Genomic DNA, 23,402 nt, shown 5'->3' with positions numbered 1-23,402 from the left:
GGCGGGCGGTCAGCCCTTGACGGCCCCCATGGTCAGGCCGGAGACCATGCGGCGCTGGACGAAGAGGAAGAAGAGCATCACCGGGATGGTCAGCAGGGTCGAGGCGGCCATGATCGGACCCCACTCCGTGCCGAAGCGGCCGAAGTAGTAGGAGAGGGTCAGCGGCAGCGTGTAGTTGTCCGTGCTCCGGCCCAGGAAGGTCAGGGCGACGATGAACTCGTTCCACGCCGTGATGAACGCGAAGATGCTGGCCGCCACCAGACCGGGGGCGACGAGCGGCATCAGGATGCGCCAGAAGATGGTCCAGCCGCTGGCACCGTCGATGGCCGCGGCCTCCTCCAGCTCCTTGGGGACGGCGGCGACGAAGCCGCGGAGCATCAGGATGGTGATCGGCAGCGACACGGCGGTGTAGACGATCAGCAGACCGGAGAGGTTGCCGAGCAGCTGCACCCCGGTGGCCTCCGAGAGCGACCGGAAGTTGATGAAGATCGAGATGATCATCGCTTCCATCGGCACCATCTGGATGACGATGAGCAGCATGATGAAGGCCGAGCGGAGCTTGAACCGGAACCTGGCGACGGCGACCGCCGCCAGCAGGGAGAACAGGGCTCCCATGGCCACGGCGCCGAGGGTGACCAGGAGGCTGTTGGCGAGGAAGGTCCCGAAGTTCACCCCCGGGATCAGCTGGCCGTTGATCACCCGGTCGAAGTGTTCGAGCGTGGGCGCCTGGGGGAACAGCCGCTGGTCCCGGGTGAAGATCTCCCCGGTCGGCTTGAAGGCCGTCGAGACCATCCAGTAGACGGGGAAGACCGAGAACAGGAAGACGGCGATCCCGGCCAGGTACAGGGGGAGTTCGCGCAGGCGGCGGAGCGGGCTGCGGCGGTGGACGCGTCGCGGGGTCCCGGTGCCGCCGGAACCACCCGACGCGGAGCCGCGGGCGGCGGCGGTCGAGGTTCGGGCGGTCTTGTCGACGGCGGTCATCGGGTCTCCCCCTGGCGGATCATGATGCGCAGGTAGTACGCGGTGACGGCGAGGATCATGACGGTCATGACCACCGCGATGGCGGAACCCATGCCGTAGTTGGCCGGGCTGGCGCTGAACCCCTGCTGGTAGATGTAGTAGGAGAGCAGGTAGACGTCCTTGTTCTGGAAGCTGTTCGCCAGGATGTACAGCTGGGTGAACACGCGCAGGTCCCAGATGATCTGGAGGACCAGCAGGAGCGCGAACAGCGGCCGCAGCATCGGGAAGGTGACGTTCCAGAACGACTTCCAGGCGTTGGCGCCGTCCATCCGGGCCGCCTCGTAGAGCTCGGACGGGATGCTCTTGAGTCCGGCGAGCACCGACACCGCGACGAACGGGAACGACTGCCAGACGATCACCATGACGAGGATGCTGAACAGCGACAGCGGTTCGAGGAACCAGTTGTACTGGAGCCATCCGTCACCGACGAGCCAGTCCGGCAGGCGGTCGAGGACGACGTTGACGAGGCCGCGCTCGGGCAGGAACAGCCACCGGAAGACCAGGGAGGCGCTCAGGGCCGGGGTCGACCAGGCCAGCATCATGCCGATGGCCACGAAGGTGGAGAACCACTTGGGCAGCTTGTGCAGCAGGATGCCGATCAGCGTCCCGAGCACCATGGTGATGCCGACCATGAGGACGCAGACGACGACCGTGTTGCGCAGGATCGACCAGAACGCGGGGTCGGTGAGCAGGCTCTGGTAGTGAGCGAAGTTGTTCCACTCCGGACCCGGCTGGTTGGGCATCAGGTTGCGGGTGGTGAAACTCGTGAACGAGTACCAGACCATCTGGACGATCGGCCAGAGCAGGACGACCGCCAGCAGGATCACCGACGGGATGATGAGCAGGTACGGGATCGGCTTGGGCCGCCTGGTTCGGGCGGGGGCCTGACCTACGGCGCCGTCCGGTTCGGCTGACGCTTTGTCGACGGTTCTCGGCATGGGCTTCTCAATCAGGGCGGGTTCGACCGGAAGGGGCGGGCGCGGGGTCCGCGCCCGCCCCTCACGGCTGTGCTCAGAAGGGACGGGCTCTTACTCGACCGGCTCGTTGAGGATGGTGGTCAGCTGCTCGTTGGCGCCTTCCATGACCTCTTCGGGGTCGCCGCCCCGCACGATGTCGAGCACGGCGCCGGGCAGGATCTTGTTGTCCAGGTCGGCGGCGTTCCAGCGCGGGGTGCTGGGGAAGAAGCGCGTGTTCTGCATGCTCGTGGCCGCGGCGGCGCGGGCGGGGTCGTTCTGGTACTCGTCCGCCTGGAGCAGCTCCGGGTAGGCCGGGAAGAAGCCCGCGACGTCGGCGTAGGCCTTGCCGCCCTCCTGGTCGCCCAGGATGCCGAGCAGGTCGAAGGCCTGGTCCGGGTACTCGGTGAGGCCGAAGACGGTCAGGGCCGAACCGCCGGCGAAGACCGGGGCCATACCCTCCGAGCCGGGGATCGGGGCGGAGGCGATGTTCTCCAGGACCTCCGGGTCCTCGGCCTGCTCCTCGATGGAGCCCAGGGCCCAGTTGCCGTCGATGTACATGCCGAGCTGGCTGTTGGCGATGTCGGCCAGCGCGACCAGCTCGGTCTCACCGACGTAGCTCTGCGGGGAGACGCCGTCCTCGGTGAGTCCGGCGTAGAACTCGACGGCCTCGACGGTCTCGGGGTCGGTGAGCCGACCGGTCCACTCCTCGCCGTCCTGGACGGCGATCTCGCCGCCGTTGCCCCAGATGAAGCTGGCGATACCGTTGGTGAAGTCGGTGGGCGCGGCGAAACCGGGGACGCCGTACTCCTCCTCGATCGCCTCGGAGACCTCGATCAGCTCGTCCCAGGTCGCGGGCGGCTCGTGGCCGATCTCCTGGAGCCAGTCGGCGCGGTAGTAGAGGGTGCGCACGCCGGAGAACCACGGGACGCCGTACTGGACGCCGTTGTAGGTGCCGTACTCCAGGGCCTCCTGGTCCATGTCGGCGGCGGGGGCCCACTCGCTGACGTGGTCACCGATGTCGAGCAGCGCGCCCTGGGACGCCCAGCTGGAGACCTGGTCGTTGCCGACCTCCAGGACGTCGGGAGCGTCACCGCCCGCGATGGCGTTGGTGATCGACTCCTGGGCGTCGCCCCACGGGATGAACTCGACGTTGACGGCGGTGTCCGGGTACTGCTCCTGGAAGCGGCTCTCCGCGTCGTCGAAGTACGCGACCAGGTTGTCCTGGGAGGTGCCCATGACCCACACGGTCAGGGAATCAGGAGTCTCGCCGGAAGAACTGTCGTCGCCACCGCCGCAGGCGGCCGCGAGCATCACCACGGCCGAGGCCAGAGCGATCTTGGGGAACCTCATGTGAACGTATCTCCCTTCGCACGTCACGCCGGGGCTCGGCGCCTGTGCTCGAAACGACCTGGGATCATGAACGGACCCGGGCGCCTCGACGTCTCTTATGGGGGTGTGCTGGGACAGCACTGGTTGTGACCGCCCCGCCGGCGCGGGTACCGGTGGCCCGAATACAGCCTCGGACCTGCCGGGACGTGACCTCCTGTGAGGTTGTCAGCTAAATTAACAGGAAACTTTCCTAATAAAAACAGGGTGAGGTGTCACGGTTATGTCTCAACGTCCGGGGACTCCCCGGCTGCTGCGCCAGCTCAACGATCGCGCGGCACTGGAACTCCTCTTGTCCGGCGGTCCGCTCACCAGGACCCAACTCGGCACGAGGACGGGCCTGTCCAAGGTGACGGCGTCCCAGCTCCTCTCCCGTCTGGAGGAACGCGACCTCGTCCGGGTCGTCGGCAGCCAGGCGGGGGGCAGGGGACCCAACGCGGCCCTCTACGCGGTCGTCCCGGAGAGCGCCTACGTGGCCGCGCTCGACGTCAGCGCGGGGCGGGTCACGGCCACCATCGCGGACATCACCGGCCGGGTCATCAGCGAGGTGACGGTCGACCCCAGCGCCTCCGACGACCCCGTCGCCCTGGTGCACACCGCCGTGATGCGCCTGGCCGAGACCGCCGAGGTCCCGCTGGACAAGGTCCGCGCCTGCGTGATCGGCACCCCCGGGGTGGTCGATCCGCGCACCGGTGACATCCGGTTCTCCTTCGACCTCATGTCCTGGCACGAGGGCGTCCTGGAGGCCCTGCGCAGCGACCTCAAGCGCTCGGTCATGCTGGAGAACGACGTCAACCTGGCCGCCCTGGCCGAGTACTCCGAGGGCGCGGCCGAGGGCGCGGACGAGTTCGTGCTCATCTGGCTCAGCGCGGCGGGCGGCGTCGGCATGTCCACGATGATCGACGGCCGTATCCTCCGGGGCCGCTCCGGCGGCGCGGGGGAGATCGGCTACCTGCCGGTGCCCGGCGCCCCGATGCCGGTCGACGTCGGCCTGTCCGGGAGCTACGACTCCCACCTGCAGGAGGGCAACCGGGACCTCCCGCACGGTTTCCAGGCGTTGGTCAAGGCCAAGCAGGTGGTCCAGCTCGCCGCCGAGCACGGCATCCCCGGCGACGACGTCACCGAGGTCGTGGCCACCGCCTCCGCCGGTGACAGCCCCGAGAGCGACGCCTTCCTCGACGCCTTCGCCGACCGCCTCGCCCGGGGCGTGGCGGCGGTCAGCGTCATCGTCGACCCGGGTCTGGTGGTCCTGGGCGGCGACGTCGCCAAGGCGGGCGGCCCCAAGCTCGCGGAGCGGGTCCAGGCGGCCACAGCGCGGATAGCACCCAACGTCACCGAGGTGGCCATGGGCACCGTCGAGGGCAGTCCGGTGGTGCGGGGCGCCCTGCTGCACGCCCTGGAACGCGCCCGGGACGAGGTCTTCTCCTCCACGGTCTGAAACCCCCGTCCCCCACCGCCTCCGCGCCCCGGCACCCTCACCCGCCGGGGCGCGGAGGCCGTGGCCTTACGGCGGGGTCAGTCCCCGCCGGTGTCGGGGCCGAAGGAGTCGAGGACGGCCTGGAACTCGTCCTGGTGCGCGTCACGGAGGTCGGCCGGGAAGTTGAAGCTGATCCGGTAGGAGATCCCCCGGGCCTCGTCGGTGATCTCCCGTGTGAACATCCACCGCTCCGGGGACTCGCGCTCCTCGTGGCGGAACAGCACCTCGTAGACGGCGCTCTGGAGGCGGCCCTCCAGCTGCTCGGTCTCCAGCCGCTGCTGCCGGACGTCGCTGAATTCCTCGTCCTCCTGGAGCAGCTGCTCCATCCGCACCATGGCGCCCTCGGCGTCGCGGACCAGGAAGTCGTACTCGGTGGCGACGACCGTGACGGACCCGTCCCCGTCACCGGTGACCAGGTCGTACGAGGACAGCCGGGTGGCCGACTCGCCGCCGCCCTGGAGGTCCCCGTCGCGTACCGTCCAGTCCTCCGGCATGACCAGCCCCACCACGCCGTCGCTCAGGCGGACGTGCCCCTCGGGCGCGTCGTCGTCGGAGAGGGTCTCGGGGAGGGCGTCGGACGATCCCTCGGAGTCGGAGGGGGCACCGCTCGGCTCCGGAATCGGCCCCTCCTCGGTGAGCTGGGCCTCCGCCTCGCTCCAGTCCCCGTCGGCCAGCATGCCGGGGAGGGTGAGCCCGCCCACCACCAGCAGGGCCGCGAGCGCGGCGGCGCCGATCCACAGCGGGACGCGGGAACGCCGGGGCCGGGACGCCGCAGCCGCGGGCGGCGGTACCGGGAACGCCTGAGCCGCCGAGGCGGCGGGAACGGGTGAGTCGAGCAGTTCCAGCGCCCGTTCCGGGAGCAGGCGCCGCCGGGGGTCGCGCACCAGCAGCCCGGCGACCACGGCGGCCACCGGCCCACGGGCGGGCACCGGGGGGACGGGCTGGGTGAGCACCGCCGTGAGGGTCCCTGTGAGCGTGTCCCGCTTGAACGGGGACTCCCCGGCCAGCGCCGCGAACAGGGTGGCGCCCAGGCTCCACAGGTCCGAGACCGCGCTCGTCTCGTCGTCCTCCAACCGCTCGGGAGCCGCGTAGGCGGCCGTGCCGAGGATGGTCCCGGTCCCGGTGAGCGCGGTGCCCTCGTGGTCGGGAAGGTTGGCGATCCCGAAGTCGGTCAGGACCGGTCGGGCGCCGTCCTCGCTCAGCATGATGTTGGCGGGCTTGACGTCGCGGTGGATCACCCCGGCCCGGTGGGCGGCCCACAGGGCGCCCAGCAGCGGGCGTGCGATCCGCTCCACCTCGGCTTCGGACAGGGGCCCGGTACGCCGGAGCCGGTCCCGCAGCGACTCACCGTCCAGCAGCTCCATGACGATGAACGTGACGCCGCCCTCGTCCAGGACGTCGTGCACGGTCACCACCGAGGGGTGGGAGACCCGCGCCGCCGCCTGCGCCTCGCGCACCATCCGGGCCCGGGCGCGTTCGCGCTCACGCGGCGGCATGTCGTGGGGGAGGTGGACCTCCTTGACCGCGACCTCCCGGTTCAGCCCGGTGTCGTGGGCCCGCCACACCGTCCCCATGGCCCCGCTGCCCAGTTCACCGAGGAACGTGTAACGCCCGACCGACCCGCGCGGGGAGGCCTGGCTGAGGTCGGCGGTCGGGCCCGAGGGGTCGGAGGGATCGGTGGGGTGCATACCCCCATACTCTCAACACCCCGAAGCGGGACGAAAGCGAAGGCAGGGATTCGGGGCGGACCGCCCACCGTCAACCGCGCCCGAGCGGCCGCACCATCGCGATCCTGGGCCGGACGAGGATCCCCGCCTCCGCCTCGACCTCCCACTGCCGCTCCAGCTCGTGACCCCACCGTTCCCGCGGCAGCTCCTCGAAGCCCCGGCGCTCGTACCAGGGGCCGTTCCAGGGAAGGTCCCGGAAGGTGGTGAGGGTGACCCGGTCGTGCCCGTCCTCCTCGGCGCGGGAGCTGACGGCCTCCAGCAGCGCCCCGCCGATCCCGCGCCGCCCGTGCTCCGGGTGGACGGCGAGCTGTTCGAGGTGGACGGCGCCGTCCAGGGTGATCGTGGCGGCCAGACCGCACACGCCCCGGTCCGTGACGGCCACGAGGACCCGCTCCACGTGGTCGAGCATCTCCCGGGGGTCGTCCGGCGGGAGTTCCAGCCCGGCCTCGGCGAAGAGCGTGTCCGCGGCAAGGGACACCTCCACCAGCGCGTCGGCGTCCTCCGGCTCCATGGGACGGATCACGAGTGACAAGGCCACCTCCTGTGTACGAGTGCGTGCGGTCGAGGTGATCCTCGCGCACCACGGCGCGGCTCGGCCAGTGGTTTCACGGCCGCACCGCGCTCAGCGGCGCAGGCGCAGCCCCTTCGGGGTGACGTGGAACCCGGCCGAGACCAGCGCGGTGTCCACGGGGGTCCCGAACACCTCCGCGCCGTCCGCGCGCTCCACCGTCAGCGACTCCACCTCGCCCGAGGCCACCAGCCCGGCCACCGCGCGCGCGGCCCGCTCCAGCAGCGCCGGGGTGGAGCCGAAGGTCAGCACCGACCGCCCTCCCCGGCCCACGAACAGGGTCAGGCGCCCGCCGTCCAGCACCACCAGCGCGCCCGCGACCCGCCCCGGACGGTGGGACGCCTCCACGCCCGCCGCGCCCGCGGGCCAGGACAGCGCCGCGCCGAACGGGTTGGCCGGATCCGTGGCGGCCAGCACCACGGGCGGAGTCGGGCCGCCGGGCTCCTCACCGGACAGCGCCCGCAGCCGGTCCACCGCCCCGGGCAGCGCGAACTGCGCCCCGCCCAACCCCTCCACGAAGTAGCCCCGGCGCACCCGCCCCGACTCCTCCATGGACCGCAGCACCCGGTACTCGTCCGACGAGATGCCCCGCCCCTGCTGCCCCTTGAGCAGGATCCCGTCGCGTTCGAGCCGTGCCTCCACCCGCGCCAGCGTGCGCCGGGTCGGGTCCGGATCGGGCACCGGCAGGGCCGACCAGCGGCCCGCCGCCGTGGGCGGACCGGACCGCGTGGGCATCACCGGGCGGCGCCGGGCGCGGGACGAGCCCCGGCGCGTGACGGGCCCCGCCCCGAGCACGGCGCGCATCGGGGCCAGGGTGTCGTTGGTGACGCACCCCGCCCACACCAGCCGCCACACGGCCGCCACCAGGTCCGCGTCGGAGACCACCGCCCCGCCCAGGGCGCGGGCGACGCGGTCGGACACGTCCCGGAAGAACAGGGCACCGCCCTCCCGCAGCACCCCCAGGACGGTCTCGGCCAGGGAACCCTCCTCCGGCGGGACCGGATCGGGCAACAGCAGCGGAGCCTCGCCCGCCGGGGCCAGCGCCAGCCAGCCGTCCTCACCCGGCAGGGCCCCGGTCCCCGCCCACACGACCTCACCGGCCTGGGTGAGCGCGTCCAGGGACACGGGGGAGTAGCCCTCCACCCGGGCGGGCAGCACCGTCGACTCCAACGAGGAGGCGACCAGAGCGGTCCCGCGCAACGACTCCACCGCCTCGAACACCGCGTCGGGGCCGCGCAGCCGCGCGTCCGGGACGGCCCGCTGCCACAGCGGCACGAACCGGGCCAGCGCCCGGGGTTCGACCGGCTCGACCTCCCTGCGCAGCCGGGCGACCGAGCCGCGCCGCAGACGGCGCAGCACGTCGTCGTCACACCACTCGGTACCGCTGCCGCCGGGCCGGAACCCGCCCCTGACCACCCGTCCGCGCCCCGCCAGCTCCCGCAGGGCACCCTCCACCGCGTCACGCCCCAGTCCCAGCCGCCGGGCCGCCTCCGCCGAGGTGAACGGCGCGTGCGTGCGCACGTACCGCGACACCAGGTCGACCAGCGGCTCCTCCACCGGCTCCAGGAACACCTCCGGCACACCGGACGGGGGCTCCGCGCCCAGGGCGTCACGCAGCCGGGCCGTGTCCTCCACCGCGCACCACCGCTCGGCCCCGGCCACCCGCATCCGGACCACGCGGCCCGAACCCTCCAGCCCGGCCAGCCACTCCCGTCGCACACCCCGCTCGGCCGCCTCGGCGGTGGTCAGCGGACCCACCTCCCGCAGCAGGTCGGCGGCGCCCTCCAGGTCCCGCACCGGGGCGGCGGTCCGCTGCAACAGGGCGTCAGTGTGCTCCACCACCTCCGGGTCCAGCAGCTCCCGCAGGTCGGCGCTGCCCAACAGGTCCGCCAACAGCGACGGGTCCAGGGTGAGCGCCTGCGCGCGCAGCTCGGCGGCGGGGGCGTCCCCCTCGTACAGGAACGCCGCCGTGTACTCCATCAGCAGCGACCGGGCGAACGGCGAGGCCTGCGGGGTCTCCACCTCCACCACCCGCACCCGCCGCGCCCGCACGTCGGTGAGCACCTCGGCCAGCGCGGGCACGTCGAACACGTCCCGCAGGCACTCGCGCACCGTCTCCAACACGATCGGGAACGACCCGTACCGGCCCGCCACCGACAACAGGTGCTGGGCCCGCAACCGCTGCTGCCACAGCGGCATCCGCCGGTCCGGGCGCTGGCGGGGCAACAGCAGCGCCCGCGCCGCGCACTCACGGAACCGGGACGCGAACAGCGCCGACCCGGTGAGCTCGTCGGTGACCACGGCCTCCACGGTCTCGGGGTCCAACGACACCAGGTCGGTCAGCTCTCCCGCCCGCAGGAGGCCGCCCGCCTCCACGTCCGGCAGCCGCAGCACGATCCCGTCGTCACCGTGCACCACCTGCGCGTCCGTCCCGAACCGCTCCCGTGCCCGCCCGGCGATCGCCAGCGCCCACGGAGCGTGCACCCGGGCCCCCAGCGGCGAGTGCACCACCGCCCGCCAGTCGCCCACCTGGTCACGGAAGCGCTCGATCACCACCGTGCGGTCGTCGGGCACGCTCCCGGTCGCCTCCCGCTGGTCGGCCACGTACTCCACGAGGTTGTCCGCGGCCCAGCCGTCCAGCCCCGCGTCCGAGGCCAGCTCACGACCGGCCACCTGGTCGCGGTCGGCCAGCTCGCGGGTCATCGCGCCCACCGCCCGGCCCAGCTCCGCCGGACGGCCCAGGGCGTCCGCCTTCCAGAACGGCATCCGGCCCGGCCTGCCAGGGGCGGGGGAGACCATCACGCGGTCGGCGGTGATCGCCTCGATCCGCCACGAGGTCGAACCCAGCACGAACACGTCGCCCACCCGCGACTCGTACACCATCTCCTCGTCCAGCTCACCGACACGGGTCGGCGCCCTGCTCGACGACTCCGAGGCCAGGTGCACGCCGTACATGCCCCGGTCCGGGATGGTGCCGCCGCTGATCACCGCCAGCCGCTGGGCGCCGGGCCGGGCCCGCAGCACGTCCTCCTCGCGGTCCCACACCAGACGCGGTCGCAGCTCGGCGAACTCGTCCGAGGGGTAGCGGCCCGACAACATGTCCAGCACCGACTCCAGGACCGCGTCGCTCAGGCGGGCGAAGGGCGCCGCCCGGCGCACCAGCGCCGCCAGCCCGGACACCGTCCATTCGTCCATCGCCACCATCGCCACGACCTGCTGTGACAGCACGTCCAGGGGATCGCTCGGCATCTCCAGCCGTTCGATCCCGCCCGCGCGCATGCGCTCGGTCACCACGGTGGTCGCCAGCAGGTCGCCCCGGTACTGCGGCAGGAACACCCCGCGCGAGGTCTCACCCACCTGGTGCCCCGCGCGGCCGACCCGCTGGAGGCCGCTGGCCACCGACGGGGGAGCGGCCACCTGGACCACCAGGTCCACCGCGCCCATGTCCACCCCGAGTTCGAGGCTGGAGGTGGCCACCACGCACCGCAGCCGCCCCGCCTTGAGGTCGTCCTCGATGAGCTCCCGCTCGGCCTTGGACACGGACCCGTGGTGGGCGCGCGCGATCACCGGAGCGCCGCCCCGGCTCTGCTCGGACTGGCCGGTGACCTGGGCGGCGACCTCCTCGCCGGGCAGGCCGCCGTCGACGCGTTCGGCGTGGAGGTCGTTGAGCCGGGCGCACAACTTCTCGGCGGTGCGGCGGCCGTTGGTGAACACGATGGTGGAGCGGTTGGCCTCGACCAGGTCCAGGACCCGGCGCTCCATGTGCGGCCACACCGAGCCGCGGCTCATGGTGTTGCCCGCGCGCGGGTCCGGGGGAAGCCCCTCGGCGGTGGCGGGCGGGCTCCCGGGTTCGTCGAGGTCGGGGACGGACGCCTCCACCCGGAGGTCCATGCGCGGGGTGTCCGGCGGGGCCACGATCACGGCGCCCGCCTCGGCGGCACCCCCGCCGGTGCCGGTCAGGTAGGCGGCGACGGTCTCACGCGGGCGCACGGTGGCGGACAGGCCGATCCGCTGCGCCGGGCGGTCCAACAGGGCGGACAGGCGTTCCAGGCTCAGTGCCAGGTGGGCGCCGCGCTTGGTCCCGGCCAGGGCGTGCACCTCGTCCACGATGACGGTCTCCACCCCCGCCAGACCCTCGCGGGCCCGGGAGGTCAGGACCAGGAAGAGGGACTCGGGCGTGGTGATGAGGACGTCCGGCGGGTGGGTGGCCATCCGACGCCGCTCCTGGGCGGGGGTGTCGCCGGTGCGCACCCCCACGGTGACCGGGGACAGGGCCTCCCCGCCGCGCTCGGCGGCGGCCGCGATTCCGGCCAGCGGCTGGCGGAGGTTGCGCTCCACGTCCACGGCCAGCGCCTTGAGGGGCGACACGTACAGGACCCGGCAGCGCTTCGACCGGTCCGTCGGCACCGGGGCGTGGGTGAGCCGGTCCAGGGACCACAGGAAGGCCGACAGCGTCTTGCCCGACCCGGTCGGCGCCACCACCAGCGTGTCCCGGCCGGAGGCGATCGTCCGCCAGGCCTCGGTCTGGGCGGCCGTGGGACCGTTCGGGAAGGCCCCTTCGAACCAGGCCCGGGTCGCCGCTCCGAAGGGTGCCAGGGGGTCGGTCGCTCCGCTCATCGCACCAGTCTGCCCAAGGGGTCCGACAGATCGTCGGAGGACACCCGGGCGCGCGGACCGGGTGGAATCCGTCCTGTGGACGAGTCCCCGCGGCTCCCTCCGGTCACTCATACTGGGGCCGATGAGACTCACTGTTTTCTGGCACAACATGCACGCCCAGTTCGGCGAGGCCTACGCGGACAGCCTGGCCAAGGACTACGTCATCGAGAAGCTCGGTTCCCGCACGGTCAACCAGGCGCTGGCCGACGGGATCTCGGCCAAGGAGGTGTGGCGGGCCGTGTGTGACGCGTTCGACCTTCCCGCCTCCGTCCGCTGACCCGGCCTTCGCCAAGCCCGCGTAAAAACCCGGACGCCAGGGGTTCGTACCGGATTTCGAACATGAGTTCGGGTAGTCTGGGTTCTCGACGGGCGGACGCCGAGCGTCGCGATTGTCGTACCGACCGCGTAGCGTCATGCGCATCATGAAGAAAAAGGCATCAACCCAACAGGGGAATCCCGTGGCATCTGGAGACCGAGACAAGGCTCTCGAAACAGCGCTCGCGCAGATCGAGCGGCAGTTCGGCAAGGGCTCCGTCATGCGCTTGGGGGACGACGACCGTCCGCCGATCGAGGCGATCCCCACCGGCGCCATCGCGCTGGACGTCGCCCTGGGTATCGGCGGCCTGCCCAAGGGCCGGGTCGTCGAGGTCTACGGCCCCGAGTCCAGCGGTAAGACCACCGTCGCCCTGCACGCGGTGGCCAGCGCCCAGAAGATGGGCGGCATCGCCGCCTTCGTCGACGCCGAGCACGCGCTCGACCCCGAGTACGCCAAGAAGATCGGCGTCGACACCGACAACCTCCTCCTCTCCCAGCCGGACACCGGTGAGCAGGCGCTGGAGATCGTCGACATGCTCATCCGCTCCGGCGCCGTCTCGATCATCGTGATCGACTCCGTGGCGGCCCTGGTGCCCCGCGCCGAGATCGAGGGCGAGATGGGCGACAGCCACGTCGGCCTCCAGGCCCGGCTCATGTCCCAGGCGCTGCGCAAGATCGCCGGTGCCCTGCACTCCACCGGCACCACCGCGATCTTCATCAACCAGCTCCGCGAGAAGGTCGGCGTCATGTTCGGCTCGCCGGAGACCACCACCGGTGGCAAGGCGCTGAAGTTCTACGCCTCGGTCCGCCTGGACGTGCGCCGCATCGAGACGCTCAAGGACGGCACCGACGCGGTCGGCAACCGCACCCGCGTCAAGGTCGTCAAGAACAAGGTCGCGCCGCCCTTCAAGCAGGCCGAGTTCGACATCCTCTACGGTGTCGGCGTCTCCCGCGAGGGCAGCCTCATCGACCTGGGCGTGGAGCACGCCATCGTGCGCAAGTCCGGCGCCTGGTACACCTACGACGGCACCCAGCTCGGGCAGGGCAAGGAGAACGCCCGCAACTTCCTGCGCGAGAACGTGGACGTGGCCAAGGAGATCGAGAAGAAGATCAAGGAGAAGCTGGGCATCCCCGGTCAGGGTGACGACAGCGCCTCCGGCCCCGCCGAGCCCAAGGCCGCCGACCCAGTCAAGGCCGAGGAGCCCAAGGCCCCCGCCAAGCGGGCCGCCGCCAAGACCACCAAGGCCGCCGCCCCGGATGCGTGAGGGGCGCCGGTCACCTGACCGCACCGGACCGGCCGAAGCCGATCCGGTGAGCGCCGACGAGGAGGCCGCTCCGGGTGGGCAGCCCGGAGCGGACCTCGAGAACAAGGCCAGGAACCTGGTCCTGAGGATGCTCACCCACTCCCCGCGCACCCGCGCCCAGCTGGAACGCTCCCTGCACCGCAGGGAGTACCCGGACGAGGTGGTGGAGCAGGTCCTCAACGGCCTCGACGAGGCCGGGCTGATCGACGACGCCGCCTTCGCCCAGGCCTGGGTCTCCTCCCGGCAGCACGGCAGACACCTGTCCCGCCGCGCCCTGACCCAGGAGCTGCGCACCCGGGGCGTGGAGGAGGAGACCGTCCGCGAGGCGGTCTCCGAGGTCAGCGACGAGGACGAGCAGGAGGCGGCCCGCGCCCTGGCCCGCAAGAGCCTGCGCGGAAGCCGCAGCAAGGACAAGGAGGCCCGGATCCGCCGCGCCCTGGGCGTCCTGGGCCGCAAGGGATACCCGGGAGGCCTGTCCTACCGCATCGTCCGCGAGGAGATGGAGCAGGAAGGCCTGGAGGCCGACCTGGACCACCCCGACTTCTAGCCTCCCGCCGCCCGGTTCGGGACGGTCGGCCCGAGTGGCGGGGCGAGCAGAGCGCCGGGAGCCTCGTGTTCCCCGCGCGCCTCGACCAACGGTGAACACGGTGCCGGAGCACGCGTGACGGTCATGTCGCCCCTGCGCGGATGGGTGACTCCGGGCGTGATTCGACCAGGTCGTTGGCTCCGCGTGTGTTCTGGACGGGCTGTTCGGGGCGAGGAGCCGGGCTGCCTTGAGTCATGCCTTCGGAGCCGATCCGATCACCCGTGGACACCACGGAGCCGGGGAGCGCCGGTCCGGGACCACCTCGACGATGCGCGTGTACGTGCGACCGGGTGAGATCCGGCCGGACGGGTGATCACGCGGTGCCGGGTCCGCTCTCGGGTCGCGCTGGTCCGCGCGGTGCGAGTGGAGGGACACCGGAGGACCGGGGCCTGGTCCGGAGCGGATTTCGGCTGCCGTGAGCCTTCGCGGGCGTTGGCCGGTTCGACCGCCCAGGCGACGCGGGGATCCGTGCGGATGCTAGCTTCCCTTCCCATGACGGAGCACCAGGACCAGACCAGGGCGGCCTATGACGGGGTCGTCGAGTTGTACGCGTCGATGTTCGCCGGTCGGCTGGAGACACAACCGTTCTCGCGGAACATGATCGGCACCTTCGCCGAGCTGGTGCGCGGGACGGGGAACCCACGCGCGGCCGACGTCGGCTGCGGCCCCGGACATCTGACGGCCATGCTGCACGACCTGGGGCTGGACGCCTTCGGCCTGGACCTCTCCCCGGCCATGGTCGAGCACGCACGGCGGGCGCACCCGTCCCTGCGGTTCGACGAGGCGCGGATGGAGGTCCTGCCGGTCGAGGACGGCGCGCTCGGCGGCGTGCTGGCCCACTACTCGATGATCCACACCCCGCCCGAGGAGCTGCCCGCGCTGCTGGCCGAGCAGGCGCGCGTACTGGCGCCCGGGGGTCTGCTGCTGGTCTCGTTCTTCGGCACGGACGGCCCGGAGACGATCCGCTTCGACCACAAGGTGGCGCCCGCCCACAGCTGGCCCGCGGATCGATTCGCCGAACTGCTGGCCGACGCCGGGTTCACCGTGTTCGCGCGGCTGCTCCACGATCCGGCCTCCGAACGGGGCTTCCTCGACGCCCACCTCCTCGCCCGCCTCGGTTAGACGGACCGTGCCCGGTTCCGGAGGGCGGGGTGCAGGAAGGTCCGTTCCCGCTCATCGAACAGGGCCCGGTCGGCGCCCGCACTCGGCCCTGGAAGGCGGGGCGAGTTCGATTCCGGTGCAGCGCGTCGAGCAGGACTCCAGCGCCGGGTCCGCCTCGGCGAGACGCCCGCACTCGCTCCTGGAGGGCGGAGCTGGGGAAGTCCCTGTTCCCGCTCATCGAACAGGGCCCGGTCGGCGCACAGGCGCTCTCCCCACAGGCGTCGGCTGCGGCGACTCCGTGCACCCCTTCGGCGGAGGGGTGACCTTTCCGGCGCCCTCTCCGTGCGGGCCCGAACTCCGACAGGGTGACGACCCGGCTCCGCGCGCGAGGGTCAGGTCGGTTCCGTGCCTTCCCGGACCACGGGCTCGCCGGTCACGGCGGTCACACCAGCCTCCGGGGTCACCTCCGGAAGCTGCTCCACCACCGGGAGGTCGTCCTCCGGTTCCTCGCGCGGCGCGGGGGGATCGGTGGTGAGTTCCAGCGGGGCCACGTCCGGCGTGAAACCGAACACCCCCGCGTAGAAGGCCAGCTCCGCCTCCAGGGTGCGGACACGCGCGGCCTCGGACCGGAAGCCGTGCGCCTCGCCCTCGAACTCCAGTAGCGCGTGCGGCACCTGGCGCCTGCTGAGCCCCGTGGCCATGCGGGTCGCCTGGTCGGGGGTGACCACCCTGTCCTCCAGTCCCTGGAAGAGCAGCACCGGGGCCTTGATCTCACCGATCCGGTTGATCGGTGACCGCTCCCGGTAGGTCTCCACGAAGCCCGGCAGGGTCCCGACCAGCGTGTCCGTGAAGCGTGACTCGAAGTCGTGGGTGGACTTGACCAGCCCCAGCAGGTCCGTGACGCCGAAGTACGACACCCCACAGGCGAAGGTGTCACCGGTCAGGGCGAGCAGCGCGGTGAGCCCGCCCGCGCTCGGCCCCCGGATCGCCAGGCGCTCGGGGTCGGCCAGCCCCTGCTCCACCAGGGCGCGGGCGGCGGCGGTGCAGTCCTCGACGTCCACCGCGCCCCACTCCTTGTGCAGGCGCTTGCGGTAGGAGCGCCCGTAGCCCGTGGAACCGCCGTAGTCCACGTCCACGACGCCGATCCCACGGCTGGTGAAGTAGGCCTTGACCAGGTCCAGCGAGCGCGAGGCCTGCCCGACCGGGCCGCCGTGCGCCCACACCACGTAGGGGGCCGGGCCGTCCGAGGAGACCCCGGGATTGGTGGGCGGGTACACGTTGGCGTGCACCGTCGCCCCGTAGCGGCCGGGCAGCGTCTCCTTGCGGGGGACGGGCAGGTACGCGGGGTCCACCGCCGTGTCGGTGCCCACGAGGACCTCCACGGTGCGGCGGTCCGGGTCCAGCCGCACCAGGCACCCGGCGGTGTCCGCCGAGGCGGCGATGGCCACCACGCTGGTCCCGTCGGAGTCCAGGTGCGACCACGCGGTCAGGTCGGTGCTGACCGGCTCCAGCTCCAGGGTGTCGGGGTCGTACACGCTCGGCCGCATCGCGGTGTCGCCGTGCAGGGTCACGATCCGTCCGTCGTCCAGCAGGCGGAAGCAGCGTTCGCCCAGGCGCCACGGCGGGGAGTGGAACTCCTCCTCCGCCGGGTACAGGGCGATGGCCTGGCCCTTCAGACCCGCCTGGTAGAGGTTCCAGAAGCCCGGCCAGTCCGAGGCCACGTACAGCGTGGAGTCGTCCGCCCAGACGGGGGCGAGCACGGACTCGTCCACCCCGCCCTTGAGCGTGTACTCCCCGAGCAGCCCGTTCTCGGTGAGCTCGCCCACCCGCAGCTCGGTCCCGTCCCAGGGCATCCTCGGGTGGTTCCACCGAACGTAGGCCAGGTGGGTGCCGTCCGGGGAGAGCGTGGGGGAGGCGTAGAAGTGCGCGCCGGAGACCAGCTCGCGGATCGCGGACGGGTCGTGACCGCCCCGCCCCGAGAGCGGGACCGCCACGATGGAACGGCGCACGCCGCCGTCGACGTGCTGTTCCCGCACGCACAGCAGCTGCTTGCCGTCGGAGCCCAGCGCCGGGTCGGCGTAGCGCAGGGCCCCGGGCGACCCGGGCTCGGGGGTCAGCGGGACCGGATCCTTGGCCCCGCGTTCGAGCAGGTAGAGGCGCTGGTCCTCGGAGTTGGCGAAGACCACGCCCACCCGGGCGATGGCCTTGTCGTCGCGGCGGGGGACCGGCAGGTGGGAGCGGCCGCCGTACTCGTGCACCCTCGTGCCCACGCTCCACGGGGCGGGGAGCAGGTCGCGCACGGTGCCGTCCGCGTCCCGGCGCACGAGCGTGGTGCGCCCCTCCTCGTCTGGTCGGTACTCCTCCCACCAGACCTCCTCGCCCAGGACGGACGGGTACGCCATCTGGCGCACTCCTCGGGCGACGTCACCGGCACTGATGGGTGATGGCCAGGAGCCGTGGGGGCTCGACAGTTCAGACATGTCCCGCTCAGGATGGGTCGTGGGTGTGATCAGATGACATGTCGACCTTAGTGCTCCGTGGGCTTCGTGTGCAGTCCCGGTGGGGCCGCCTGTGGACAGACGGGGTCGGCCGGAGGTCGGTGACGGCGGTGTGGACCCCCGGTGACGCCGCCGAACGGAGCCGGACACCGGTGCCACCCACGACGAAGGCCCCGTGGAACGCACTCGGGGTGAGTCCACGGGGCCTTCGCGGGTGTGGCCGGGGAGCTCGGTTACGAGCTCGAACCCCCGTCGCCACCGGAGTCGGAGTCCCCGCTGGAACCGGAGTCCCCGTCAGGGTCGGAACCTCCGTCGTCCGAGGCGGGTTCGTTCCGCTCGGGACCCTCGTCGGTCTCGGTGGCGACCGAACCGGACGCCGCCGCCGCGCCACCGGACACCGGCGCGCCGCCGGGGGCGCCGGTCACGGCGGTGGGCGCGCCGCCCGCCGCCGTCGCCTTGGCGGAGGGCCTGCCCCGTCGGGCGTTGCGGCGCTCCAGCCAGATCGCGAACCGGCTGAGCGACAGGTTGATGATGATGTAGATGATCGCGCAGATGATCGCCGCGGGGATCACGTTGCTCTCCCGGGTGGCGACCAGCGTGAAACTGCGCAGGAGCTCCGGGAAGGCGATGATGTAACCCAGCGCGGAGTCCTTGAGCAGGACCACCAGCTGGGCCACGATCGCGGGCATCATCGAGGTGATGGCCTGCGGGATCAGGATGGTCCACATCGTCTGGGTCCGGCTCATACCGATGGACTGCGCGGCCTCGGCCTGACCCTTCGGCACGGCGAGGATGCCCGCGCGGAACACCTCGGCCAGCACCGAACCGTTGTACAGCGTCAGGCCCGTGACCACCGCGACCAGCGCGGTCACCTGGAAGGTGCCGGTCGGGATGTCGAAGAGCTGCCAGGCCACGATGGGCAGCGCCATCGTGAAGAAGATCAGCATCAGCAGCGGGATGCCGCGGAAGAACTCCACGACGGCCCCGGACGGGATGCGGATCCACCACCGCTCGGACAGTCGGCCGATACCGAAGACCAGGCCGAACAGCACCGCCAGCACCGACGCGGTCAGCGCTGCCGTCAGCGTGTTCTGGAGACCGGGGAGGACGTAGCCCGTCCACGTCTCCGGCCGCAGGAACGGTTCCCACTTCTCCGCGGCCCACTGACCCGACGGGTTGACCGCCCAGGTCTGCGCCGAGAACAGGGGTGACTCGCGCTCGCTCAGGGTCCGGTTGAACCCCAGGTACAGCACGGCCAGCCCGACCAGCCCGAGGGCCACGGTGAAGATCGTGTAGAGGACGTTGCGCGCCTTGGCCTTGGGCCCCGGAGCGTCGAACAGAACGGCCTGCGCGCTCATCGGACCACCGCCACTCGCTTGGCGAGCCAGCCAAAGAAGTAACCCATCGGCAGGGTCAGGATCAGGAACCCGATCGCGAATCCGACGAAGGTCGGCAGGACCGGGGCGATGCCCTGGTCGAACATGAGCTTCATCTCCCGGGACGCCTCCTGGACGCCCAGCCCCGCGACGGAGGCGACGGTGGTGTTCTTGGTCAGCGCGATCAGCACGCTGCCCAGCGGACCGACGACGGTCCGCAGCGCCTGCGGGATGACGATCAGACGCAGGTTCTGGGTGAAGGTCAGGCCCAGGGAACGGGCCGCCTCGACCTGGCCCAGCGGGATGGTGTTGATACCGGCGCGCAGCGATTCGGACACGAAGCACGCGGTGTAGGCGGACAGTCCGATGACCGCCCACCAGAACACGTCCCAGGCCACGGTGTCGGCCAGGCTCAGCCCGAGGGCGCTGTTCAGGCCCAGTCCGCAGAAGAGCAGGACCAGGGTGAGGGGTGAGTTCCGGATGCCCTCGACGTAGGCGGTGGACAGACCGCGCAGCAGCGGGACGGGGGAGACCCGCATCGCGGTGAGCAGGATGCCGAGGATGAACGAGAAGACGGCACTGAACAGGGTGAGCCGGACGGTCCATGAGAAACCGTCGACGACCCTGTCGATGTTGCTGAGAAAGGCTTCCATAGGTCCCAGCCGGTCAAGGCTCGGAAGGTGGGGCCGGGCGGTCCCGGCCCCACCTTCCGAACAAGGTCAGATGACGTTTTTAGGCGCAGGCCTCGAGCTCGGGGACGGACTCCTCGTAGGCGAAGTCGGTCGCGCCGAAGGCGTCCTCCAGGTACTCGACGGCCGAGCCGTCCTCCCACATCTTGGTGATGGCCGCGTTGATCTCCTCGCAGCGGTCCGTGGAGCCGGCGGGCAGGCCGACGCCGTACTTCTCCTCACCGAACGGGTTGTTCACCATCCGGAAGTCGTCCGGGTTCTGGGCGGCGAAGCCCGCGAGGATGGTGTTGTCGGTGGTGACGGCGTCGACGGTGCCGTTGCTGAGCAGCTCCAGGCACTCGGAGTAGTTGCCCGCCTCGCGCAGCTCGGCGTCGATCTCCATCTCCTCGGTGATGTTGTGCGCCGAGCGGGAGCCGGAGGCCGAGCACAGGATCTTGCCGCTGAGGTCCTCGGGGCTGTTGATGTCCGAGTTGTCGGCCTGGGTCAGGATGTCCTGCTTGGCGACGTAGTACGGGCCACCGAAGTCGACCACCTGGCGGCGCTCGTCGGTGATCGAGTAGGTCGCGAGGATCATGTCGACCGTGCCCTGCTGGAGGAAGGACTCACGGTTGGCGGAGGCCGCCTCGGTCCACTCGATCTGCTCCGGGGAGTAGCCGAGCTCACCCGCGATGTAGGTGGCGACGTCGACGTCGAAACCGGCGGGGGTGCCGCCCTCGCTCAGGCCCAGGCCCGGCTGGTCGTACTTGACACCGATGGTGATGGTGTCGCCGCCGCCGTCGCCGGAGCCGCCGTCACCCTCACCGCCGACCTCGGCGGTGCCACAGGCGGACAGGGCCAGGGCGAGGACGGCGGCGCCGCCCAGGATGGTGTTGAAACGACGTGCTCGCATGTGGGGTACCTCTTCCTTGAGCGTGCGAAGAACGCGAAGATCTGGGGGAGCCCGGGGCTCGGGGAACCTAGTGGGTCAGGATCTTCGACAGGAAGTCCTGGGCCCGCTCCGACTGGGGGTTGGTGAAGAACTCGTCGGGCGTGTTCTCCTCGACGATCTGGCCGTCGGCCATGAACACGACCCGGTTCGCGGCGCGTCGGGCGAAGCCCATCTCGTGCGTGACCACGACCATGGTCATGCCCTCGCTGGCGAGGTCGGTCATGACGTCGAGGACCTCCTGGACCATCTCGGGGTCCAGGGCGGAGGTCGGCTCGTCGAAGAGGATCACCTTCGGGTTCATCGCCAGGGCGCGGGCGATGGCCACGCGCTGCTGCTGCCCGCCGGAGAGCTGCGCGGGGTACTTGTGCGCCTGGTTGCCGATCCGCACCCGGTCGAGGAGCTCCATGCCGCGGGCATCGGCGTCGGCCTTGGACTGGCGGAGCACCTTCATCGGGCCGAGCGTCACGTTCTGGAGCACGGTCTTGTGCGCGAACAGGTTGAACGACTGGAACACCATGCCGACGTCGCTGCGCAGCTTGGCCAGGCCTCGGCCCTCGGCGGGCAGGGGCTGGCCGTCCAGGGAGATGACACCGGAGTCGATCGTCTCGAGCCGGTTCATGGTGCGGCAGAGCGTCGACTTGCCGGACCCGGACGGGCCGATGACGACTACCACCTCGCCGGAGTTAACCGTCAGATCGATGTCGCGGAGCACGTGCAGGTCGCCGAAGTGCTTGTTGACGTTCTCCAGCACGACGAGAGGAGTTGAAGTCATGCATCGGAACCTAATGGGTCCAAGTTGCCGTGTCATCACGAAAACGCTGCTTGACCCAGGAGTAGCTGAGTTGTTACGGCGTGATTGGTAAAACCGTTATCGGTTTCGCTGTGTAAGAAGGCTTTTGTCGCGCGGAGTATCGGAGTCGCTCTCCAGAGTTTCCGTCGGTCGCTCTCAGTGACGGAGTCGGAACTCCGGGCCTGCTCGCTGTTGGTGTCGTCCCTCCAGGTCACGCGGGAGGTTCTGGCCCGGGGGTCGGGGCGGAGATTACTGGTGTGTTACGGAGCGTCCCTTTTCTCGGAAACAGACTTTCCGCCTTAAGGAGCTCTTCAGGAAGAGGGGCGGCGGCCCAGAGCTCGCCCCGGAAACCGTGCCCCCGGTAACCGGTCACCCGACCTGTCCATAACGGTCCCCGGCGGCCGAATCCGCTCCGGTTCCGGTGGCCGTCACCGGTGGGCCGGGCGGCTCCGCCCGGCGCCCCCGGGCCGGGCGCCGCGCGAGCGTCCTGGACGCCGCCGCGAAGCGGATAGCCTGGAACGGTGAGCCAGAGTCGTACCTACCAAGTGCGGACCTACGGCTGCCAGATGAACGTCCACGACTCCGAGCGCCTCTCCGGTCTGCTGGAGGACGCTGGGTACGATCGCGCAGCTGAGGACACCACCGCAGACATCGTCGTCTTCAACACCTGTGCGGTCCGTGAGAACGCGGACAACCGCCTCTACGGCAACCTCGGTCACCTGCGCCCGGTCAAGGACGCCAACCCCGGGATGCAGATCGCCGTGGGCGGCTGCCTCGCCCAGAAGGACCGCGGAGAGATCGTGCGCCGCGCCCCCTGGGTGGACGTGGTGTTCGGGACCCACAACATCGGCTCCCTGCCCACGCTGCTGGAGCGCGCCCGCGTCCAGCGCGAGGCGCAGGTCGAGATCGCGGAGGCGTTGGAGCACTTCCCGTCCACGCTGCCGAGCCGTCGCGAGTCCGCCTACGCGGCCTGGGTCTCGATCTCGGTCGGCTGCAACAACACCTGCACCTTCTGCATCGTGCCCGCGCTGCGCGGCAAGGAGAAGGACCGGCGCCCCGGTGACGTGCTCGCCGAGGTCCGAGCCCTGGTCGACGAGGGCGTCACCGAGGTGACGCTGCTCGGCCAGAACGTCAACGCCTACGGCAGCGAGTTCGGAGACCGGCAGGCCTTCTCCAAGCTGCTGCGCGCCTGCGGCGAGATCGAGGGGTTGGAGCGGGTCCGCTTCACCTCCCCGCACCCGCGCGACTTCACCGACGACGTCATCGAGGCCATGGCCGAGACGCCCAACGTGATGCCGCAGCTGCACATGCCGCTGCAGTCCGGATCCAGCAAGGTCCTCAAGGACATGCGCCGCTCCTACCGCCAGGAGCGTTTCCTCGGCATCGTGGAGAAGGTGCGCGCGGCGATGCCCCGCGCCGCCATCACCACGGACATCATCGTGGGCTTCCCCGGTGAGACCGAGGAGGACTTCGAGCAGACCCTGCACGTGGTCCGCGAGTCCCGGTTCGCGATGGCGTTCACCTTCCAGTACTCCAAGCGCCCCGGCACCCCGGCCGCCACCATGGACGGCCAGATCCCGCCGGAGGTCGTCAAGGAGCGCTACCAGCGGCTCGTCGAGCTCCAGGACCAGATCTCCTGGGAGGAGAACCAGAAGCTGGTCGGCCGCGAGGTCGAACTGATGGTCTCCGAGGGCGAGGGCAAGAAGGACGGCGAGCACCGCCGCCTCTCCGGCCGCGCCCCCGACAACCGCCTCGTGCACTTCGCCGTGGGCGACTCCGAGGAGCCCCGCCCGGGCGACATGGTCACCGTCGAGGTCACCTACGCCGCCCCGCACCACCTGGTCGCCGACTCCGGCATCGGGAACCTGCGCCGCACCCGCGCCGGTGACGCCTGGGACGCCCGCCAGGGCAGGCCGGTCCAGGTCACCAAGCCGGACGTCCTGCTGGGTATGCCGAAGATCGGTGTTCCGGACGAGCAGCCCGCCCCCGCCGGCGGCTGCTGCGACGCCTGATCCGCACGCCACC

17 protein-coding genes are annotated in these 23,402 nt (G+C 71.2%); 6 read left to right on the top strand and 11 right to left on the bottom strand.

Features of this window, described 5'->3' with window-relative positions; all coding sequences use genetic code 11:
• Positions 1-9: 9 nt before the first annotated feature.
• The 3 genes from AC0VYL_RS19875 to AC0VYL_RS19865 form a co-directional block, all read right to left on the bottom strand.
• Positions 10-981, bottom strand: a complete 972-nt coding sequence (locus tag AC0VYL_RS19875; protein WP_475454927.1) for a carbohydrate ABC transporter permease — start codon at positions 979-981, stop codon at positions 10-12.
• Complete coding sequence (locus AC0VYL_RS19870) at positions 978-1,958, bottom strand: carbohydrate ABC transporter permease (protein ID WP_475454925.1); 981 nt, start codon at positions 1,956-1,958, stop codon at positions 978-980. Before AC0VYL_RS19870 ends, AC0VYL_RS19875 begins: the two co-directional genes overlap by 4 nt.
• Before the next feature lie 90 nt (positions 1,959-2,048).
• Positions 2,049-3,326 carry an extracellular solute-binding protein gene (locus AC0VYL_RS19865; RefSeq protein ID WP_475481104.1) on the bottom strand — a complete coding sequence of 426 codons (1,278 nt, stop codon included), beginning with the start codon at positions 3,324-3,326 and terminating at the stop codon, positions 2,049-2,051.
• A 259-nt stretch (positions 3,327-3,585) separates the two neighbouring features.
• Between AC0VYL_RS19865 and AC0VYL_RS19860 the strand changes: the two genes are divergently transcribed.
• Positions 3,586-4,800: an ROK family transcriptional regulator gene (locus AC0VYL_RS19860; RefSeq protein ID WP_475454921.1), complete on the top strand. Its 1,215-nt coding sequence runs from the start codon at positions 3,586-3,588 to the stop codon at positions 4,798-4,800.
• A gap of 77 nt (positions 4,801-4,877) precedes the next feature.
• Here AC0VYL_RS19860 and AC0VYL_RS19855 read toward each other — a convergent pair whose 3' ends face one another.
• The 3 genes from AC0VYL_RS19855 to AC0VYL_RS19845 all read right to left on the bottom strand — a co-directional run bounded on the left by AC0VYL_RS19855 (position 4,878) and on the right by AC0VYL_RS19845 (position 11,751).
• Positions 4,878-6,527 (bottom strand): serine/threonine-protein kinase, encoded by a 1,650-nt coding sequence (locus AC0VYL_RS19855; protein ID WP_475481103.1) that lies wholly within the window; start codon positions 6,525-6,527, stop codon positions 4,878-4,880.
• Positions 6,528-6,597: 70 nt separating this feature from the next.
• Positions 6,598-7,077 carry a GNAT family N-acetyltransferase gene (locus tag AC0VYL_RS19850; protein WP_475463157.1) on the bottom strand — a complete coding sequence of 160 codons (480 nt, stop codon included), beginning with the start codon at positions 7,075-7,077 and terminating at the stop codon, positions 6,598-6,600.
• 111 nt (positions 7,078-7,188) lie between these two features.
• Complete coding sequence (locus tag AC0VYL_RS19845) at positions 7,189-11,751, bottom strand: ATP-dependent helicase (protein WP_475481102.1); 4,563 nt, start codon at positions 11,749-11,751, stop codon at positions 7,189-7,191.
• A 121-nt stretch (positions 11,752-11,872) separates the two neighbouring features.
• On the opposite strand from AC0VYL_RS19845, the gene AC0VYL_RS19840 reads away from it, so the two are divergent.
• The 4 genes from AC0VYL_RS19840 (at position 11,873) to AC0VYL_RS19825 (ending at position 15,117) form a co-directional block, all read left to right on the top strand.
• Positions 11,873-12,067 carry a DUF3046 domain-containing protein gene (locus AC0VYL_RS19840; RefSeq protein ID WP_378737050.1) on the top strand — a complete coding sequence of 65 codons (195 nt, stop codon included), beginning with the start codon at positions 11,873-11,875 and terminating at the stop codon, positions 12,065-12,067.
• A 181-nt stretch (positions 12,068-12,248) separates the two neighbouring features.
• The gene (recA, locus tag AC0VYL_RS19835) at positions 12,249-13,370 is read left to right on the top strand and encodes a recombinase RecA (RefSeq protein ID WP_475454916.1); all 1,122 of its coding nucleotides are present in this window, start codon (positions 12,249-12,251) and stop codon (positions 13,368-13,370) included.
• Positions 13,363-13,956 carry a regulatory protein RecX gene (locus AC0VYL_RS19830; protein WP_475454914.1) on the top strand — a complete coding sequence of 198 codons (594 nt, stop codon included), beginning with the start codon at positions 13,363-13,365 and terminating at the stop codon, positions 13,954-13,956. Before recA ends, AC0VYL_RS19830 begins: the two co-directional genes overlap by 8 nt.
• A gap of 531 nt (positions 13,957-14,487) precedes the next feature.
• On the top strand, positions 14,488-15,117 hold the full coding sequence (locus AC0VYL_RS19825) for a class I SAM-dependent methyltransferase (RefSeq protein ID WP_475454912.1): 630 nt from the start codon (positions 14,488-14,490) through the stop codon (positions 15,115-15,117).
• 371 nt (positions 15,118-15,488) lie between these two features.
• Here AC0VYL_RS19825 and AC0VYL_RS19820 read toward each other — a convergent pair whose 3' ends face one another.
• From AC0VYL_RS19820 to AC0VYL_RS19800, 5 genes are all read right to left on the bottom strand, one after another.
• Positions 15,489-17,498, bottom strand: a complete 2,010-nt coding sequence (locus AC0VYL_RS19820; protein ID WP_475481101.1) for a S9 family peptidase — start codon at positions 17,496-17,498, stop codon at positions 15,489-15,491.
• A gap of 329 nt (positions 17,499-17,827) precedes the next feature.
• On the bottom strand, positions 17,828-18,952 hold the full coding sequence (locus AC0VYL_RS19815) for an amino acid ABC transporter permease (RefSeq protein WP_475454908.1): 1,125 nt from the start codon (positions 18,950-18,952) through the stop codon (positions 17,828-17,830).
• A complete protein-coding gene (locus AC0VYL_RS19810; protein WP_475454906.1) occupies positions 18,949-19,623 on the bottom strand; it encodes an amino acid ABC transporter permease in 675 nt (224 codons plus the stop codon). Before AC0VYL_RS19810 ends, AC0VYL_RS19815 begins: the two co-directional genes overlap by 4 nt.
• Positions 19,624-19,702: 79 nt before the next feature.
• Positions 19,703-20,548, bottom strand: coding sequence for a glutamate ABC transporter substrate-binding protein (locus AC0VYL_RS19805; protein ID WP_475454904.1), 846 nt, complete (start codon positions 20,546-20,548; stop codon positions 19,703-19,705).
• Between the two features lie 67 nt (positions 20,549-20,615).
• Positions 20,616-21,359 carry an amino acid ABC transporter ATP-binding protein gene (locus AC0VYL_RS19800; protein ID WP_475454902.1) on the bottom strand — a complete coding sequence of 248 codons (744 nt, stop codon included), beginning with the start codon at positions 21,357-21,359 and terminating at the stop codon, positions 20,616-20,618.
• 563 nt (positions 21,360-21,922) lie between these two features.
• Between AC0VYL_RS19800 and miaB the strand changes: the two genes are divergently transcribed.
• Positions 21,923-23,389 (top strand): tRNA (N6-isopentenyl adenosine(37)-C2)-methylthiotransferase MiaB, encoded by a 1,467-nt coding sequence (gene miaB, locus AC0VYL_RS19795; protein ID WP_475463155.1) that lies wholly within the window; start codon positions 21,923-21,925, stop codon positions 23,387-23,389.
• The last annotated feature ends 13 nt before the right edge of the window (positions 23,390-23,402 follow it).

The organism is Nocardiopsis sp. iso_238 (assembly GCF_056173325.1).
Note: the sequence above shows the minus strand (reverse complement) of the source record. Positions and strands in the feature narration are given on the sequence as shown.

What these genes read in the sequence shown, in the direction of transcription:
- AC0VYL_RS19825 (WP_475454912.1), top strand. Translation starts at nt 14,488, where the DNA reads ATGACGGAGCACCAGGACCAGACCAGGGCGGCCTATGACGGGGTCGTC.
- AC0VYL_RS19815 (WP_475454908.1), bottom strand. Translation starts at nt 18,952, where the DNA reads ATGAGCGCGCAGGCCGTTCTGTTCGACGCTCCGGGGCCCAAGGCCAAG.
- AC0VYL_RS19840 (WP_378737050.1), top strand. Translation starts at nt 11,873, where the DNA reads ATGAGACTCACTGTTTTCTGGCACAACATGCACGCCCAGTTCGGCGAG.
- AC0VYL_RS19820 (WP_475481101.1), bottom strand. Translation starts at nt 17,498, where the DNA reads ATGGCGTACCCGTCCGTCCTGGGCGAGGAGGTCTGGTGGGAGGAGTAC.
- AC0VYL_RS19855 (WP_475481103.1), bottom strand. Translation starts at nt 6,527, where the DNA reads ATGCACCCCACCGATCCCTCCGACCCCTCGGGCCCGACCGCCGACCTC.
- AC0VYL_RS19860 (WP_475454921.1), top strand. Translation starts at nt 3,586, where the DNA reads ATGTCTCAACGTCCGGGGACTCCCCGGCTGCTGCGCCAGCTCAACGAT.
- AC0VYL_RS19805 (WP_475454904.1), bottom strand. Translation starts at nt 20,548, where the DNA reads ATGCGAGCACGTCGTTTCAACACCATCCTGGGCGGCGCCGCCGTCCTC.
- AC0VYL_RS19875 (WP_475454927.1), bottom strand. Translation starts at nt 981, where the DNA reads ATGACCGCCGTCGACAAGACCGCCCGAACCTCGACCGCCGCCGCCCGC.
- AC0VYL_RS19845 (WP_475481102.1), bottom strand. Translation starts at nt 11,751, where the DNA reads ATGAGCGGAGCGACCGACCCCCTGGCACCCTTCGGAGCGGCGACCCGG.
- AC0VYL_RS19870 (WP_475454925.1), bottom strand. Translation starts at nt 1,958, where the DNA reads ATGCCGAGAACCGTCGACAAAGCGTCAGCCGAACCGGACGGCGCCGTA.
- AC0VYL_RS19810 (WP_475454906.1), bottom strand. Translation starts at nt 19,623, where the DNA reads ATGGAAGCCTTTCTCAGCAACATCGACAGGGTCGTCGACGGTTTCTCA.
- AC0VYL_RS19830 (WP_475454914.1), top strand. Translation starts at nt 13,363, where the DNA reads ATGCGTGAGGGGCGCCGGTCACCTGACCGCACCGGACCGGCCGAAGCC.
- AC0VYL_RS19850 (WP_475463157.1), bottom strand. Translation starts at nt 7,077, where the DNA reads ATGGAGCCGGAGGACGCCGACGCGCTGGTGGAGGTGTCCCTTGCCGCG.
- AC0VYL_RS19800 (WP_475454902.1), bottom strand. Translation starts at nt 21,359, where the DNA reads ATGACTTCAACTCCTCTCGTCGTGCTGGAGAACGTCAACAAGCACTTC.
- AC0VYL_RS19865 (WP_475481104.1), bottom strand. Translation starts at nt 3,326, where the DNA reads ATGAGGTTCCCCAAGATCGCTCTGGCCTCGGCCGTGGTGATGCTCGCG.